Source organism: Stutzerimonas stutzeri, assembly GCF_000219605.1.
GTDB lineage: Bacteria > Pseudomonadota > Gammaproteobacteria > Pseudomonadales > Pseudomonadaceae > Stutzerimonas > Stutzerimonas stutzeri.
In genome coordinates this window covers 2,186,979-2,204,728 of record NC_015740.1, presented here as the reverse complement: position 1 = coordinate 2,204,728, position 17,750 = coordinate 2,186,979, and the positions used below count along the sequence as shown (strand labels likewise).

Here is a 17,750-nt window from a genome sequence, read left to right as displayed (position 1 = left end):
ATACGTAAAAATGCCGTAAAGGCACTTTGCGAGCGGTTCGCGACTGCTTATGGTTCACGCTCCTTTTCAAGCGAACTCCGTTCATGTCCGAGACGCATCCCACTACCGCGCGCTCCAGCCTCCGCTGGGCGCTCCTGATCCTCGTCGTCATTGCCATCGCAGCGCTGCTCTGGTGGCTGTGGCCTGCTCCCAACAAGGAAGCGCCGCAGCGCCCGGGCGGCCGTCCCGGCTTCGGTGCATTCGGCGGGGCGGTTCCCGTGCGCGTCGCCAAGGTGGAGCAGGGCGAGTTCGAGGTGTTCAACAAGGCACTCGGCAGCGTCACGCCACTCAACACGGTGAACCTGCGCAGCCGTGTGGCGGGCGAGCTGGTCGAGCTGCGCTTCGAAGAGGGACAACGCGTCAAGAAGGGCGATCTGCTCGCCGTGGTCGATCCGCGCCCTTACAAGGTGGCGTTGCAGCAGGCGGAAGGCACTCTGCAGCAGAATCGCGCGCAGCTGAAGAACGCCCAGGTGGATTTCGAACGCTATCGGGGCCTGTATGCCGACGACAGCATTGCCAAGCAGACGCTGGATACCCAGGAAGCGCTGGTCAGCCAGTACCAGGGCACGCTGGCGGCCAATCAGGCGGCGGTCAACGAAGCGCGACTGAACCTGGAGTTCACCCAGATCCGCGCGCCCATCGATGGCCGCGTCGGTCTGCGACAGCTCGATGTCGGCAATCTGGTCGCCGCCAATGACACCACGCCGCTGGTGCTGATCACCCAGACACAACCGATGTCGATCAGCTTCACGCTGCCGGAAGGCGATCTGCTGCCGGTGCTGACCCGCTACCGCCAGGGCGACAAGCTCGTGGTGCAGATCTGGGACCGTGGTGAAAAGGTCATGTTCGGCGAGGGCGTGCTGGAGAGCATCGACAACCAGATCGACGCCACCACCGGCACCCTGCGGCTGAAGGCGCGTTTCGACAACGAGCAGGAACTGCTCATCCCCAACCAGTTCGTCAATGTTCGCCTGCGGGTCGAAACCCTGCGCGATGCCGTGCTGATTCCGACCGCGGCGCTGCAGTTCGGCTCGCGCGGCACCTTCGCCTACGTCGTTGGCGAGGACAGCAAGGTTCAGCTGCGTCTGCTCAAGGCCGGGCCGAGCAACGGCGAGACGACGGTGGTGCTCGAGGGGCTCGAGGTGGGTGAGCGGGTAGTGATGGAGGGGACCGACCGACTGCGTGACGGTGCCGAGGTGGAAGTGGTCGGCAGTCGCCGCATGGCCGAAGAGGCCGCCGAGAACCCGGTGCTCGGTGGCGGCGAGGCCGCGGAGCGCGAGGCGCAATGAACATCTCCCGTCTGTTCATCCTGCGCCCGGTCGCGACCACGCTGAGCATGGTCGCGATCCTGCTGGCCGGCTTGATCGCCTACAAGCTGCTGCCAGTGGCTGCGCTGCCGCAGGTGGATTACCCGACCATCCGCGTGATGACGCTTTATCCGGGCGCCAGCCCGGAGGTGATGACCAGCGCCGTGACCGCGCCGCTGGAGCGCCAGTTCGGCCAGATGCCGGGGCTGGCACAGATGTCGTCGACCAGTTCCGGCGGCGCCTCGGTGATCACCCTGCGCTTTTCGCTAGATGTCGCACTGGATGTGGCCGAGCAGGAGGTGCAGGCGGCGATCAACGGGGCGAACAACCTGTTGCCCAACGACCTGCCGGCACCGCCGGTGTACAACAAGGTCAATCCGGCCGACACGCCGGTACTGACGCTGGCGGTGACTTCGGAGTCGCTGCCGTTGCCCAAGCTGCACGATCTGGTCGATACGCGCATGGCGCAGAAGCTGGCGCAGATCAGCGGAGTGGGGATGGTCAGCATCGCCGGCGGTCAGCGCCCGGCGGTACGTATCCGCACCAACCCCGAGGCGCTGGCGGCCTATGGGCTGTCGCTGGCAGACGTGCGTTCGCTGATCACCAGCTCCAACGTGAACCAGCCCAAGGGCAACTTCGACGGGCCGACCCGGGTGTCGATGCTCGATGCCAACGACCAGTTGAAGACGCCGGAGGAATACGCCGAGCTGATCCTGACCTACCAGGACGGTGCGGCCCTGCGCCTGAAGGACGTCGCCGATATCGTCGACGGTGCCGAGAACGAGCGCCTGGCCGCCTGGGCCAATGACAGCCAGGCGGTGTTGCTGAACATCCAGCGCCAGCCGGGCGCCAACGTCATCGAGGTGGTCGAGCGCATCCAGGCGCTGTTGCCGGAAGTGAAGGCCAGCATGCCGGCCGGGCTGGACGTGGTGGTGCTCACCGACCGCACCCAGACCATCCGCGCCGCAGTGCGGGACGTGCAGCACGAGCTGATGCTCGCCACCTTCCTGGTGGTGATGGTGACCTTCGTCTTCCTCAAGAAGCTGTCGGCCACGGTGATCCCGTCGATCGCGGTGCCGCTGTCGCTGGTCGGCACCTTCGCCGTGATGTACCTGTGCGGCTTCTCGTTGAACAACCTGACGCTGATGGCGCTGACCATCGCCACCGGCTTCGTGGTGGACGATGCCATCGTCATGCTGGAGAACATCGCGCGGCATCTGGAAGAGGGCGAGACACCGCTCAACGCCGCGCTCAAGGGTGCCAGGCAGATCGGTTTCACGCTGATTTCGCTGACCTTCTCGCTGATCGCCGTGCTGATCCCGCTGCTGTTCATGCAGGACGTGGTGGGCCGGCTGTTCCGCGAGTTCGCCATCACCCTGGCGGTGGCCATCCTCATCTCGCTGGTGGTCTCGCTGACGCTGACGCCAATGATGTGCGCCAAGCTGCTCAAGCCGCACAGTGTCGCCGAGGCCAAGCCGGACTGGGTCGAGCGGTTGATCGGCGGCTACTCGCGCTGGCTGACCTGGGTGCTGCGCCACCAGACCCTGACCCTGCTGGTGGCGGTGGCCACGCTGGGGCTGACGGTGGTGCTCTACCTCGCCGTACCCAAGGGATTCTTCCCGGTGCAGGACACCGGCGTCATCCAGGGCATCAGCGAGGCGCCGCAATCGATCTCCTTCCGCGCCATGAGCGAGCGCCAGCAGGCACTGGCCCGGGTGATCCTCGCCGACCCGGCGGTGGACAGTCTGTCGTCCTATATCGGCGTGGACGGCGACAACGTCACGCTCAACAGCGGGCGTCTGCTGATCAACCTCAAGCCCCACGGCGAGCGCGACTTGACCGCCAGCCAGGTGATCGATCGCTTGCGGCCGGAGCTGGCCAAGGTGCCGGGTATCGAGCTGTATCTGCAGCCGGTACAGGACCTGTCCATCGAGGATCGGGTCAGCCGCACGCAGTTCCAGTTCAGCCTGGAAACGCCGGACAGCGAGTTGCTGCAGGAGTGGACGCCGCGCCTGGTCGAGGCCCTGCGCGAAAGGCCGGAGCTGACCGACGTGGCCAGCGACCTGCAGAGCAATGGCCTGCAGATCTACCTGGACATCGATCGCGACGCGGCGGCGCGCCTGGGTATCCAGGTCGCGGACATCACCGATGCGCTGTACGACGCCTTCGGCCAGCGGCAGATTTCCACCATATTCACCCAGGCCAGCCAGTACCGCGTGGTGCTGGAAGCGGAGGCGGGCAACCGCCTGGGTCCGCAGGCGCTGGAACAGTTGTTCGTGCAAAGCGAAGGTGGCACGCCGGTACGGCTGTCCAGCCTGGCGACGCTGGAGCAGCGCAACGCCCCGCTGCTGATCAACCATATCGGCCAGTTCCCGGCGGTGACGCTCTCGTTCAACCTGGCCAGTGGCGTGTCGCTGGGCAAGGCGGTGCAGGTGATCGAGGCGGTGGAGCAGGAGATCGGCCTGCCTGCCGGCATCCAGACGCGCTTCCAGGGCGCCGCGGAAGCGTTCCGCGCCTCGCTGTCGAGCACGCTGCTGCTAATCCTTGCCGCGGTGGTGACCATGTACATCGTGCTCGGCGTGCTCTACGAGAGCTACATCCACCCGATCACCATCCTCTCGACGCTGCCCTCGGCAGCGGTAGGCGCCTTGCTCGCCTTGCTGCTGACCGGCAACGACCTGGGGCTGATCGCGATCATCGGCATCATCCTGTTGATCGGCATCGTCAAGAAGAACGCGATCATGATGATCGACTTCGCCCTGGAGGCCGAACGGCAGCAAGGCATGAGCCCGCAGGATGCGATCTACCGCGCGGCACTGCTGCGCTTCCGCCCGATCCTGATGACCACCCTGGCGGCGCTGTTCGGTGCGATTCCGCTGATGCTGGCATCCGGATCCGGTGCTGAACTGCGCCAGCCGCTCGGCCTGGTGCTGGTGGGCGGCCTGCTGCTCAGCCAGCTGCTGACACTGTTCACCACACCGGTGATCTACCTCTTCTTCGACCGCCTCGGCCAGCGCTTCGGGCGCCGTCGCGAGCCGCTGGCGGAGGCGCAAGCGTGAGCCGGACTGCAATCGCGCGGGGGCAGGCATGAACCTTTCCGCCCCGTTCATCGCCCGCCCGGTGGCGACCATGCTGCTCAGCCTGGCGATCCTGCTGCTGGGTGGAGTCAGCTTCGGCCTGCTACCGGTGTCGCCGCTGCCGAACATGGATTTTCCGGTGATCACCGTGCAGGCCAGCCTGCCGGGCGCCAGCCCGGAGATCATGGCCTCCAGTGTGGCTACGCCACTGGAGCGCTCGCTGGGCAGCATCGCCGGTGTCAGCCAGATGACCAGTCGCAGCAGCCAGGGCTCGACGCGGATCATCATCCAGTTCGATCTGGATCGGGATATCAACGGCGCTGCACGCGACGTGCAGGCGGCCATCAACGCCTCGCGCAACCTGTTGCCCAGCGGCATGCGCAGCATGCCCACCTACCGCAAGATCAATCCGTCCCAGGCACCGATCATGGTGCTTTCGCTGACATCGGAGGTGCTGGGCAAGGCCGAGCTGTACGACATCGGCTCCACCATCCTGGCGCAGAAGCTGTCGCAGGTGTCCGGCGTCGGCGAAATCCAGGTCGGCGGCAGCTCGCTGCCCGCGGTACGGGTCGAGCTGCAGCCGCAGCAGCTGGAACAGTACGGTGTGTCACTGGACGAGGTGCGCCAGACCATCGCCAACGGCAATGTGCGCCGGCCCAAGGGCATGGTGGAGGACGCCGATCAGCACTGGCAGGTGCGCGCCAACGACCAGCTGCACCAGGCGGCCGACTACACGCCGCTGATCATCCGCTACCAGGATGGCGCCGCGCTGCGTCTCGGCGACGTGGCACGGGTGCGGGATTCGGTGGAAGACCGCTACAACAGCGGCTTCTTCAACAACGAGCAGGCGGTGTTGCTGATCGTCAACCGCCAGGCCGGTGCCAACATCATCGAGACCATCGAAGGCATCCGCCGCGAGCTGCCGGCCCTGCAGGCGATCATGCCGGGCAGCGTCGACCTGAACATCGCCATGGACCGCTCGCCGGTGATTCGCGCGACGCTGCACGAGGCCGAGCGCACGCTGCTGATTGCGGTGGGCCTGGTCATCGTGCTGGTGTTCCTGTTCCTCGGCCGCCTGCGCACCGCACTGATCCCGGCGCTGGCGGTGCCGGTGTCGCTGGTGGGCACCTTCGCCGTCATGTACCTGTTCGGGTTCTCGCTCAACGTGCTGTCGCTGATGGCATTGATCCTGGCCGCCGGGCTGGTGGTGGATGACGCCATCGTGGTGCTGGAGAACATCGCACGGCATATCGACGACGGCATGCCGCCGCTGAAGGCGGCCTACGTCGGCACCCGCGAGGTGGGTTTCACGCTGTTGTCGATGAACCTGTCGCTGGTGGTGGTGTTCGTTTCCATCCTTTACATGGGCGGCATCGTCGAGCGGCTGTTTCGCGAGTTCTCCATCACCCTGGCCGCGGCGATTCTGGTGTCGCTGCTGGTTTCGCTGACCCTGACGCCGATGCTCTGCGCCCGTTGGCTCAAGCCGCACGAACCGGAGAAGGAAGGGCGTCTGCAGCGCTGGAGCCACGATGCCCATCAATGGCTGCTGCGCTACTACGATCGCTCGCTGAGCTGGGCGCTGCGTCATCGGCGCATCACCTTGCTGAGCCTGCTGGCGACCATCGCGCTGAACGTGGTGCTCTACGTGCAGGTGCCCAAGACCTTTCTGCCGCAGCAGGACACCGGACAGATCACCGGTTTCATCCGCGGTGACGACGGCATGTCGTTCCAGGTCATGCAGCCGAAGATGGAAATCTTCCGCAAGGCAGTCCTCGCCGACCCGGCGGTGGAAAGCGTGGCCGGCTTCATCGGTGGGCAGGGCGGCATCAACAATGCCTTCATGATCGTGCGGCTGAAACCGCTTGGCGAGCGCAAGATTTCGGCGCAGAAGGTCATCGAGCGCATCCGCCAGAACCAGCCGAAAGTGCCCGGTGGACGCATGTTCCTCATGGCCGACCAGGACCTGCAGTTTGGCGGTGGCCGGCAGAGCAGCTCGGCCTACGCCTATACGCTGTTGGCGAGCGACCTCAACGACCTGCGTACCTGGGTACCGCGGGTAACCCGGGCGCTATCCGAACTGCCGGAGCTCACCAGCATCGACGCCAACGACGGCGAAGGCGCGCAGCAGATCAGCCTGAAGATCGACCGTGACGCGGCCAAGCGCCTGGGCATCGATATGAGCACCGTGACCACGCTGCTCAACAATGCTTTCAGCCAGCGGCAGATATCGACCATCTACGAATCGCTCAACCAGTATCAGGTGGTGATGGAGATCGACCCGAGCTACGCGCAGTACCCCGAAGTGCTGGAGCAGATCCACGTCGTCACCGGCGATGGCCGGCGGGTGCCGCTGGCGGCCTTCGCCCATTACGAGCGCAGCCTGGAGGAAGATCGGGTCAGCCACGATGGGCAGTTCGCCGCCGAGAACATCGACTTCGACCTGGCCCCCGGCGTCAGCCTCGACCAGGCGACGCTGGCCATCGAACGCGCGGTAGCGGCCATCGGACTGCCGAGCGAGGTGCAGGGGCGGCTCGGCGGCACCGGCAGCGCGTTCCAGACGACCCAGGAAGGCCAGCCGCTGATGATTCTCGGCGCCTTGCTGCTGGTCTACATCGTGCTGGGCATCCTCTACGAAAGCTACATCCATCCGCTGACCATCCTCTCCACCTTGCCCTCGGCCGGGGTAGGCGCCTTGCTGGCGATCATCCTTACCGGCGACCAGTTCAGCCTGATTTCGCTGCTCGGGCTGTTCCTGCTGATCGGGGTGGTGAAGAAGAACGCGATCCTGATGATCGACCTGGCGTTGCAGTTCGAGCGCCAGGACAAGCTGTCGCCCGCCGATTCGATCCATCGCGCCTGTCTGCTGCGGTTCCGACCGATCCTGATGACCACCATGGCGGCGATCCTCGGTGCGTTGCCGCTGCTGCTCGGCGGTGCGGAAGGGGCCGAGATGCGCCAGCCGCTGGGTCTGACCATCATTGGCGGTCTGCTGCTGAGCCAGATCCTCACGCTCTACACCACGCCGGTGGTCTATCTGTACTTGGATCGTCTGCGCCACCGTTTCAACAGCTGGCGCGGTGTACGCACCGATGCCGCCCTGGAAAACTCGCTATGAACTCGTCGTCGTTGCACCCCTCATCGCTGAACCATGTCCTGCGCCCCCTGGCGGTAGCCATGCTCACGCTGTCGTTGGCAGCCTGCACGCTCGGCCCCGACTACCAGCGACCGGATCTGCCTGTGGCCAGCGAATTCAAGCAGGCCGAAGGCTGGAAACCCGCCACGCCGGCCGATGCGCTGCAACGGGGCGAGTGGTGGCGGCTGTACGGCGATGCCGAACTGGATGCGCTGGTGGCGCGGCTGAATGTCTCGAACCAGAACCTCGCCGCGGCCGAGGCGCAGTTTCGTCAGGCGCGGGCACTGGTTCGTGGGGCGCGCTCGCAGCTGTTTCCGATCCTCTCCGGCAACGCAGGCGTCACGCGCTCGGCGCAGGGTGGCAGCCGCTCGGATTCCACCAGCGGAAGTTTCGCCAGTGGTGTCGGCGAAACCTACGAAGCAGGCCTGAGCGCATCCTGGGAGGCCGACATCTGGGGTCGGCTGCGGCGCAACCTCGAAGCCAATCGGGCGAACATGCAGGCCAGCGCAGCGGACCTTGCGGCGGCTCGCCTGAGCCTGCAGGCCGAGCTGGTGCAGACCTATCTGCAGCTGTGGGTGATCGACGAACACCAGCGGCTGCTCGACCAGACCGTTGAAGCCTATGCGCGCTCGCTGCGGCTGACGGAGAACCAGTACCGCGCCGGCATCGTGCCCCGGTCCGATGTCAGCCAGGCGCAGACGCAGCTCAAGAGTACCCAGGCGCAAGCCATCGACCTCAAGTGGCAGCGGGCGCAGATGGAGCATGCCATCGCGGTGCTGGTGGGCGTCGCGCCGTCGGAGCTGGAGATCGCCGTACGCGAGCACATTCCGGCGCTGCCCGATGTACCGCTGGCAGTGCCGTCCCAGTTGCTGGAACGGCGCCCCGACATTGCCTCGGCCGAGCGCCAGGTGATGGCCGCCAATGCCAACATCGGCGTGGCGGAAGCCGCGTGGTATCCGGACCTGACACTGTCGGCCAGCGGTGGCTATCGCAACAGCAGCTTCAGCGACCTGTTCAGCGTGCCGAACCGTTTCTGGTCGCTGGGGCCGCAACTGGCGCTGACCCTGCTCGACTTCGGTAGCCGTCGTGCGGAACTGGAGCGGGCCGAGGCCAGCTACGACCAGACGGTCGCTAACTACCGCCAGACCGTGCTCGACAGCTTCCGCGAAGTGGAGAACTACCTGGTGCAGCTGCGCGTGCTGGAACAGGAGGCGGTGGTGCAGCGCGAGGCGCTGGAGGCCGCACAGGAGTCCCTGCGCCTGATCGAAAACCAGTACCGCGCAGGTACCGTCGACTTCCTCAGCGTGGCCACCGTGCAGACCACCGCGTTGAACAACCAGCGCACCAACCTGACCCTGCTGGGGGATCGCCTGACCGCCAGCGTCCTGCTGATCGCTGCACTGGGCGGCGGCTGGGACGCGCAGCAGCTGGAACAGGATCCACTGCTATCCACGGGCACTGGCAAACTCTGAGCAGGCCACACAAAAAAGCCCCGCCAGCTGGGGGGGGCTTTGTTCATCTGGATGTTCGTCAGTCGCGCTGCTTGCGGTTGACGGTCTCGGCGGCCTTGATGATGTCCGCGCCGATCATCGGTTCGAACTCCTTCCAGACAGGGCGCATCGCTTCGCGCCAGCGCTCGCGCTCTTCCGGCGTCAGGGTAACGATCTCGGAGGTACCCGCCTTGCGAATCCGCTCGCGATCGGCCTGGTTCAGCTCCTCCGCCTCGCGGTTCACCATGAAGCTGACCTCGTCGAGAATCGCCTCCAGTTCGAAGCGGATCTTGTGCGGCATGCTCATCCAGAAGCGTGTGTTGCTCACCACCATGTAGTCCAGCACGCCATGGTCGGTTTCGATGATGTAGGGCTGCACGGTGTGCATTTTCTTGCTGTAGATATTCGACCAGGGGTTCTCCGCGCCCTGTACGGTGCCGGTGCGCAGCGCGTCGTAGACGTCGGCGAAGGCGATCTTCTGGGTGGTGGCACCCACCGCGCCGAACTGCGCTTCGAGTACCGCGGACGGCTGGATGCGGAAGCTCAGCCCCGACGCATCACCCGGCAGGCGCAGCATGCGGGTGGCCGAAAGCTGCTTCATGCCGTTGTGCCAGTACGCCAGGCCGGTGATGTTCTTGTCTTCCATCGAGCGCAGCAGCTGCTTGCCCTTGGTGCGCTTCTGGAAGCGGTTGACGGCGTCGATGTCGTCGAACAGGAACGGCAGGTCGAAAACCTGCAGCTGCTTGGTGTACTGCTCGAACTTCGCAAGCGACGGGGCGAGCAGCTGCACTTCGTTGTTGCGCAACGCTTCCAGTTCCGTGGCATCACCGAACAGCGTCGAATTGGGGTAGACCTCCACGCTGACCTGGCCGGGCAGGCGTTCCTCCGCGAGGCGTTTGAACATCAACGCACCCTTGCCCTTGGGGGTATCCTCGGCCACTACGTGAGAGAACTTGATGACGATGGGCTCTGCCTGGGCGAAGGCGCTGGCGGCTGCCAGCACGAGCCCGGCAAGGGTAATGATCGGCTTCATGAAAGACTCTTTATTCTGGTTGGTTGGCAGTGCATCCATGCGGACCGACCGCGGGGACGCTTCTCGGCTTTCAGCCGCTCCTTATGCCAAAGATGAGTGACGACTTAAAGCGCTTTGCCGCGCCAAGCCGACGGGAGCGGCACTACGTCACATTTTTCCGGTAGCCCAGCGACCGTGGCCTAGCAGCCACGGGTACACCGGTTGGCCCGTCCGGCCTGAAGCGCCGAGGCAGAGGAGGCCGGCGCAGCCGCTGCAGTGACAGGAGGATTCGATATCGCCTGCGTGCATGTCCGTCGGTTCGTTGCGACTGATCCGTCCAGCGCTGACTCAATCCAGATCCAGTAACAGCCCGGGTTGCAGGCGCTTCGGCAGCTTGCGTACCACCAGCTGGTGCGCGCGGGTCAGCAGGTCGCGCAGCTCGTCGTCACCGATGGGGATCTGCCGACTGCTCATGCTGATCCAGTGCGCCCTTGCCAGGTAAGGAGCAGGGCGGATGCCGGGACGGTCCACGAAACCCAGGAAGAGGTCGCTGTGGACCTTGAATGCCAGGTTCTCGCCAAGGAAATCGAGAACGGCGAACATCTTGTTGCCCGCCACGGAAAACACCCGATTGCTGCCCCACTTGAGATCTTCACGGGTGCCGGGCAGAGCCAGGCATAAGGCGGCGATCTGGTCAGTGGTTATCATCGCTCTGCTCCTGTTGGTTGCGACAGCTGCAAATGCGTTTGCGCATGCCGGATGAACGCCTCCACCGCCTGTGGGCTCAGGGCAGGCTTTTCGATCGCGTCGCCCCGATAGGCCTGGCTGGCTTTCTCCAGCACGGCACGGTGCTCATCCGGCAGACGCTCGAGCAGCCAGATCGCTGCGACGTCCTTCGGCGCGATGGCGTCCGTGGTCAGGGTGAGCCAGATGCGCGCCACGGCCAACACCACGTTGCACTCGTCTCCCTGCCAGTCGGCGGGCTCGCGCCATTGCGCCAGCATGTCGCGCAAGGCTTGGCGCATGTCCTCCTCGGGCACCGGGTCGAACAATTCGGCCGCGCCAGGGCCGATCAGACAGGCGCCGTTCTTGCGCGCCTGGTGCAGAAGAATGGCCAGATCGTGGTCCTCTTGGGGCGGCTCGATGCGGCCGGCTTCGATATCGGCGCGCAGCCATTCGCCGAATTGCAATTCGCGCATTGCCGGATAACGCCAGGGCCGTACCGAGTGGTGTACCACCCAGGTGACTTCCAGCGGGCGCATTCGCTCGTTGGCCGGCCAGGCGGAAATCATCAGCAGCTCGCGCATCAGCGAGTGACGCGTGTCCTTCGGCAGGGGGGCGGCGACGGTAACGAGCAGGTCGAGATCGCTGCCGGGTTTCAGGCCACCGACAACGGCCGAGCCGAACAGATGCACGGCCAGCAGGTTCCCGCCCAGGTGACGCTGCAGCAGCGCCAGTGCCTGCTGGAGCTGGCTGGACACGGATGGGTTCATGAGCGCTTCTAGGGGCATCTGGGTCAGTCCGGATTGTTGTCCGCCTCCGACAATACAAACGGGTCGAAGCTGGCGCCAGCCGGTGTATTCATCGGCAGCCTAAGCTGCTGAGGCGTCCAGGCACGGCGTGCTTCGCTCAAGAGCGAGGCGGACGAAAGAGTGGTGCTGCCGAGCGACAAAAAAATGCCCCGCGGCGTTGCAGCACCCGGGGCAGAGTGATCGACCAGGAGGCGATCCAACGAGAGAGCCGATATCAGGCGCTCGGCCTCCAGCCGCCACCGAGCGCCTTGTAGATGGCAACTACGCCGCGATACAGCTCGACTTCGGCCTGGGCCTGGGCGTCTTCGGCCAGCAACCGTTCGCGCTCGGCATCGAGCAGTACGAGAAAGTCCGCCGTGCCTTCGCGGTAGCGAATTTCCGCCTGCTGTGCCGCGGCGCGGCTGGCGGTGGACTGGCGCAGCAGCGACAACAGGCGGTCCTGAGCGCGGGCGTAGTCGCTGAAGGCGTTTTCCGATTCCTCCAACGCCAGCAACACCTGCTGCTCATAACCGGCGAGCGCGGCGTCGGCATCCGCCTCGGCACCGCGCAGACGGGCGCGCACGCTGCCCAGGTCGAACGCCGCCCAGCTGATGCTGGGCGCTACGCCCCAGGCCTGTGCTGCGCTGGAGCCGATCTGCGAGCCGCGTCCGGCGATGAAGCCGAGAAAGCCCGACAGACTCACCCGCGGAAACAGATCGGCTGTGGCCACGCCGACGTTTGCAGTCGCGGCGGCCAGCTGGCGTTCGGCCGCACGAATGTCCGGGCGTCGGCGCAACAACTCGCCGGGGTCGCCGATCGGCAGCGCCTTGGCAATCGCCGGCAGCTCGCGCGGCGACAGGTCGACGCTGAGCTGATCGGCGCGCTGGCCGAGCAGGGTGGCGATGCGGTTGCGGGCGCGGGTCTGCTGCGCCTGCAGCTGTGGCAGGCTCGCCTCGGTGGCCGCCAGACGGGCGTCGGCGCGTAGCACATCGAGTTCGCTGCCGACACCCGCTTCGCGCAGCTGCTCGGTCAGTTCATGGGAATTGCGCTGGTTGGCCAGGTTGTCGCGGGCGATCCGCTCGCGCAGCTGGGCACCGCGCAGCTGACCATAGGCATCCACCAGTTCGGCGATCAGGCTGACCTGTAGCTGATAGAGCTCGGCCTCGGCAGCTTCGGCCTGCGCTTCGCTGGCCTCCAGGCTGCGCTGGATACGGCCGAACAGGTCCAGCTCCCAGGCCATGTCCAGGCCCAGATCGTAACGCTCGGCGTTCACCCGCTCTTCGCTGAAACCGGGTTGCTGGGCCTTGCCGATATCGGCGCGCGCACCTGCGGTGACGGTGGGCAGACGATCATTGCCGACATCATCGCGAATAGCCCGCGCCGCACGCAGACGGGCATAGGCGATACGCAGCTCGCGGTTTTCAGCCAGTGCTTCGCCGACCAGGGCATCCAGTATCGGGTCCTCGAACTGCCGCCACCAGGCCGCCTCGAAGCGCGAGCGGTCGTGATCGCCGCGCTCGGCCTGAAGCAGCCGGGCCGGCTCCGGTTGCGGCGCGCGGTAATCCGGGCCGACGGCGCAACCGGTGATGGTCAGGGCGAGCAGGGAAAGGGCGAAGAACTTCATGCGCGGGCCTCCTTGAATACCGCTTTGCGCGCTTCGCGTTTCTCGACGAAAGCGCGAATCACCAGATAGAACACCGGGGTCAGCAGCAGCCCGAAGAAGGTCACCCCGAGCATCCCGGAGAACACCGCCACGCCCATGGCATGGCGCATCTCGGCGCCGGCCCCGCTGGAAAGCACCAGCGGTACCACGCCCATGATGAAGGCGAAGCTGGTCATCAGGATCGGCCGCAGGCGCAGGCGGCAGGCCTCCAGGGTGGCGGCGAGCCGGTCCATGCCTTCCTCCTGCTTGTCCTTGGCGAACTCGACGATCAGGATCGCGTTCTTGCACGCCAGGCCCACCAGCACGATCAGGCCGATCTGGGTGAAGACGTTGTTGTCGCTACCGGCCAGGATCACCCCGGTGATGGCTGAGAGCAGCGTCATCGGCACGATCAGGATCACCGCCAGCGGCAGGCTCCAGCTTTCGTACTGCGCTGCCAGCACCAGGAAGGCCAGGAGCACGCAGAGCGGGAAGACGAAGACCGCGGTGTTGCCGGCGAGGATCTGCTGGTAGGTCAGCTCGGTCCACTCGTAGGTCATGCCGTTGGGCAGCTCGGCCTGGAGCAGACGTTCCATGGCCGCCTCGGCCTGCCCCGAGCTGTAGCCCGGTGCGGCAGCGCCGTTGATCTCGGCGGTGAGGAAACCGTTGTAATGCATCACCCGGTCCGGGCCGGCGCTGTCCTTGACGTTGACGAAGGTCGACAGCGGGACCATCTCGCCGCGGTTGTTGCGTACCTTCAGCTGGCCGATCTGCTCCGGTGCCAGGCGGAACTTCTGGTCGGCCTGGACGTTGACCTGATAGGTGCGACCGAAGCGATTGAAGTCGTTGGCGTACAGCGAGCCCAGGTAGACCTGCATGGTGTCGAAGATGTCGTCGATGGCCACGCCATGGGTCTTGGCCTTCTCGCGGTCGATATCGGCATCCACCTGCGGCACGTTGACCTGATAGCTGGTGAACAGGCCGGCCAGCTCCGGATAGTCGGCACTCTTGGCGATGACGTTCTGCACCTGGGTGTACAGCTCCTCGTAGCCCAGGTTGCCGCGGTCCTGCACCTGCACGCGGAACCCGCCGATGGTCCCCAGGCCCTGCACGGGAGGCGGCGGGAAGATCGCCAGGAAGGCTTCCTGAATGACGCCGAACTGACCGTTGAGCTCAGCGGCGATGGCGCCCGCGGACAGGCTCTGGTCCCTGCGCTCGCTGAAGTCCTTCAGCGCGACGAAGACGATGCCGCTGTTGGGGCTGTTGGTGAAACCGTTGATCGACAGCCCCGGGAAGGCCACGGTGTTTTCCACGCCCGGATGCTTGCCGGCGATTTCCGACATGCGCTTGATCACGTCCTCGGTGCGGTCCAGGGTGGCGGCGTCCGGCAACTGGGCGAAGGCGACCAGGTATTGCTTGTCCTGCTGTGGAACGAAGCCGGTCGGGGTGGTGGCGAAGCCCATGTACCCCAGGCCCACCAGGCCGACGTAGACCAGCAGCGCCACGGCACTGCCCCGCAGGATGCGCCGTACCATGCCAACGTAACCATGGCTGGCGCGGTCGAACATGCGGTTGAACGGGCGGAACAGCCAGCCGCCGAACAGTCGGTCGAGCAGCCGCGAGAAACCATCCTTGGGCGCATCGTGGGCCTTGAGCAGGGTAGCGGCCAGGGCCGGCGACAGGGTCAGCGAGTTGAACGCCGAGATCACCGTCGAAATCGCGATGGTCAGCGCGAACTGCTGGTAGAACTGCCCGGTAAGGCCGGAAATGAACGCCGTCGGGATGAACACCGCGCAGAGCACCAGGGCGGTGGCGATGATCGGCCCGGTGACTTCCTTCATGGCCTGGCGGGTCGCCTCTACCGGCGACTTGCCGAGGCCGATGTTGCGCTCGACGTTCTCCACCACGACGATGGCGTCATCCACCACGATGCCGATGGCCAGCACCAGGCCGAACAGCGACAGCGCGTTGAGCGAGAAACCGAGCAGGTGCATCACCGCGAAGGTGCCGATCAGCGACACCGGCACGGCGGCCAGCGGAATGATCGAGGCGCGCCAGGTCTGCAGGAACAGGATCACCACCAGCACCACCAGCACGATGGCCTCGAGCAGGGTGTGCACCACCGCCTCGATGGAGCCGCGCACGAAGATGGTCGGGTCGTAGACGATCTCGTAATCCACGCCCTGGGGGAAGCTCTGCTTGAGCTCGGCCATGCGCTCGCGCACCAGGTCCGAGATGGCGATGGCATTGGAGCCCGGCCGCTGGAAGATCGGGATGGCCACCGCTGGCTGGTTGTTCAGCAACGAGCGCAGGGCGTACTGGCTGGAACCCAGTTCGATGCGGGCGATGTCCTTCAGGCGGGTGATCTCGCCGTCCTCGCCGGCGCGCACGATGATGTTCTCGAACTCCTCCTCGTCCACCAGGCGGCCCTGGGTGTTGATCGACAGCTGGAAGTCGGTGGCGCCCGGCGCCGGTGGTGCGCCCAGGGCACCGGCAGCGACCTGACGGTTCTGCTCGCGGATGGCGTTGACCACGTCGGTGGCGGTGAGGTTGCGCTGGGCGACCTTGTTCGGGTCGAGCCAGACGCGCAGGGAATAGTTGCCGAGGCCGAACAGCTGCACGTCGCCCACACCGTCCAGTCGCGCCAGCTCGTCCTTGACGTTGAGCGCGGCGTAGTTGGACAGGTAGAGCATGTCGTAGCGGTTATCCGGCGAGGTCAGGTGCACCACCATGGTCAGGTCGGGGGAGGCCTTGTCCACGGTCACGCCCAGGCGCTGCACCTCGGTGGGCAGGGTCGGCATGGTGCGCGTCACGCGGTTCTGCACCTGCACCTGGGCGTTGTCCAGGTCGGTGCCGAGGGCGAAGGTGATGGTCAGCGTCAGCTTGCCGTCGGCGGTCGCCTGGGACGACATGTAAAGCATGCCCTCGACGCCGGTGATGGCCTGTTCCAGCGGCGAGGCAACGGTCTCGCCGATCACCTTGGGGTTGGCGCCGGGGAAGTTGGCCCGCACCACCACGGTGGGTGGAACGACTTCCGGGTATTCGCTGATCGGCAACTGGAACAGCGAGATGGCGCCGCCGATGAGGATCACCAGCGACAGCACGGCGGCGAAAATCGGCCGTTTGATAAAGAATTGCGAGAAATTCATGGCGCACTCCGGGGTAGGGCGCGGCGGGCGCGCCCTGGCGGATCGATCGGATGGGCGCGCCTGGCGCGCCGGGGTTCAGGGCAGCTGTCGAACGATGCTCAGCTGCTCGGGCGCTGGGCCAGCGTGCGCTCGACCACCTGCGGCTTCATCGCCTCGCTGATCGCGCGGCGCTGGCGATCGAGGGTCGCGAGGGTCTCGGCATCGGCCATCGGTACGCTCTCCGGCTGCACCTGGCTGCCCGGGCGTACCCGCTGCAGGCCGTTCACCACGATGCTTTCGCCCTTGGCCAGACCGCTGCGGACGATGCGCAAGCCTTCGAGCTTGGGGCCCAGCTCGACCGGCCGGTAGGCGACGGTGCCGTCCTCGGCCAGGACCAGAACGAACTTCTTGCCCAGATCCGTGCCGACCGCCACGTCCTTGATCAGCACGGCGTCGTAGGTGGCGCTGCCGACCAGCTTCAGGCGCGCGTACAGGCCGGGAGTGAAGCTGCCGTCGCGGTTGTCGAACACCGCGCGGCCGCGAATGGTGCCGGTGCGCGGGTCGACCTGGTTGTCGATGAAGTTCATGTGGCCCAGGTGCGGGTGGCCATCCTCGTCGGACAGGCCGAGGTAGACCGGCGTGGTCTCGCCGCGGTCGCCATTGCGGGCCAGTTCGCGGTACTTGAGGTAGGTGCGCTCATCCGCTTCGAAGTAGGCGTAGACCTTGTCGGTGGAGACCAGCGTGGTCAACAGTGCCTCGCCGGCATTGACCAGGTTGCCGGAAGTGATCAGCGCGCGGCCGACGCGGCCGTCGATGGGCGCCGTCACGCGAGTGAAGGAGAGGTCCAGCTGGGCCTTGTCCAGTTGCGCCTGGATCGCCGCGACTGCCGACTTGGCTTCGCTGGCGGCACTCACGCGGGCATCGGCCAGTTCGGCGGAGATCGCATTCTTCTGCCGCAGACGCTCACCCCGTTCGGCTTCCGCGACGGTGCGCTGCTGGGTGGCGCGGGCCTGTTGCAGCTGCGCCTGTAGACGCTTGACCTCGGCCTGGAACGGGCGCGGGTCGATCTGGAACAAGAGATCGCCTTTCTTCACCAGCGCACCTTCCTCGAAGGCCACCTTGTCGATGAAACCGGAGACGCGTGGGCGAATCTCCACCGACTCCGGAGCTTCCAGGCGGCCGGTGAGCTCGTCCCACTCGGTCACCGGTTGTTCGATGACCTCGGCGACGCTGACGGCGGGCGGTGGCATGCCCGACTGGGTGGCCTCCGGTGCCTTGCCGCAGGCGGCGGTGATCAGCACCGTCAGGGCAATAAGGGGAAAACGCAAGGCGTTGAGCGAACGTTCCATGCTTGACTCCGCAAGTCGGATTTGTTGATGGCAGGAGTCTGCGTGGTCAAGCCGTTCAGCAG

General features: G+C 65.8%; 10 protein-coding genes. 4 read left to right on the top strand and 6 right to left on the bottom strand.

The genetic code is table 11. The annotated features are described in order from the left end of the window. Positions 1-83: 83 nt before the first annotated feature. From PSTAB_RS10290 to PSTAB_RS10275, 4 genes are read left to right on the top strand one after another with little or no spacing between them, the layout of a single operon-like run. Positions 84-1,328: an MdtA/MuxA family multidrug efflux RND transporter periplasmic adaptor subunit gene (locus tag PSTAB_RS10290; RefSeq protein WP_013982846.1), complete on the top strand. Its 1,245-nt coding sequence runs from the start codon at positions 84-86 to the stop codon at positions 1,326-1,328. Further along, entirely contained in the window at positions 1,325-4,405 is a 3,081-nt protein-coding gene (locus PSTAB_RS10285) for an MdtB/MuxB family multidrug efflux RND transporter permease subunit (RefSeq protein ID WP_011913306.1), read from the top strand. Before PSTAB_RS10290 ends, PSTAB_RS10285 begins: the two co-directional genes overlap by 4 nt. A gap of 28 nt (positions 4,406-4,433) precedes the next feature. Continuing rightward, positions 4,434-7,538: an efflux RND transporter permease subunit gene (locus PSTAB_RS10280; RefSeq protein WP_013982845.1), complete on the top strand. Its 3,105-nt coding sequence runs from the start codon at positions 4,434-4,436 to the stop codon at positions 7,536-7,538. Beyond that, positions 7,535-9,028 carry an efflux transporter outer membrane subunit gene (locus PSTAB_RS10275; protein ID WP_013982844.1) on the top strand — a complete coding sequence of 498 codons (1,494 nt, stop codon included), beginning with the start codon at positions 7,535-7,537 and terminating at the stop codon, positions 9,026-9,028. The genes PSTAB_RS10280 and PSTAB_RS10275 overlap by 4 nt, the downstream gene beginning before the upstream one ends. A gap of 58 nt (positions 9,029-9,086) precedes the next feature. On the opposite strand, the gene PSTAB_RS10270 is transcribed toward PSTAB_RS10275, so the two are convergent. From PSTAB_RS10270 to mexE, 6 genes are all read right to left on the bottom strand, one after another. After that, positions 9,087-10,079, bottom strand: a complete 993-nt coding sequence (locus PSTAB_RS10270) for a TRAP transporter substrate-binding protein (RefSeq protein ID WP_013982843.1) — start codon at positions 10,077-10,079, stop codon at positions 9,087-9,089. Between the two features lie 327 nt (positions 10,080-10,406). Further along, positions 10,407-10,766 carry an MmcQ/YjbR family DNA-binding protein gene (locus tag PSTAB_RS10265; protein ID WP_013982842.1) on the bottom strand — a complete coding sequence of 120 codons (360 nt, stop codon included), beginning with the start codon at positions 10,764-10,766 and terminating at the stop codon, positions 10,407-10,409. Then, a complete protein-coding gene (locus tag PSTAB_RS10260) occupies positions 10,763-11,551 on the bottom strand; it encodes an aminoglycoside nucleotidyltransferase ANT9 (protein WP_041771733.1) in 789 nt (262 codons plus the stop codon). The genes PSTAB_RS10265 and PSTAB_RS10260 overlap by 4 nt, the downstream gene beginning before the upstream one ends. A gap of 253 nt (positions 11,552-11,804) precedes the next feature. After that, a complete protein-coding gene (locus tag PSTAB_RS10255; RefSeq protein WP_013982839.1) occupies positions 11,805-13,193 on the bottom strand; it encodes an efflux transporter outer membrane subunit in 1,389 nt (462 codons plus the stop codon). Next, entirely contained in the window at positions 13,190-16,360 is a 3,171-nt protein-coding gene (locus PSTAB_RS10250; protein WP_013982838.1) for an efflux RND transporter permease subunit, read from the bottom strand. Before PSTAB_RS10250 ends, PSTAB_RS10255 begins: the two co-directional genes overlap by 4 nt. 98 nt (positions 16,361-16,458) lie before the next feature. Beyond that, positions 16,459-17,688, bottom strand: a complete 1,230-nt coding sequence (mexE, locus tag PSTAB_RS10245) for a multidrug efflux RND transporter periplasmic adaptor subunit MexE (protein ID WP_013982837.1) — start codon at positions 17,686-17,688, stop codon at positions 16,459-16,461. Positions 17,689-17,750: the final 62 nt, after the last annotated feature.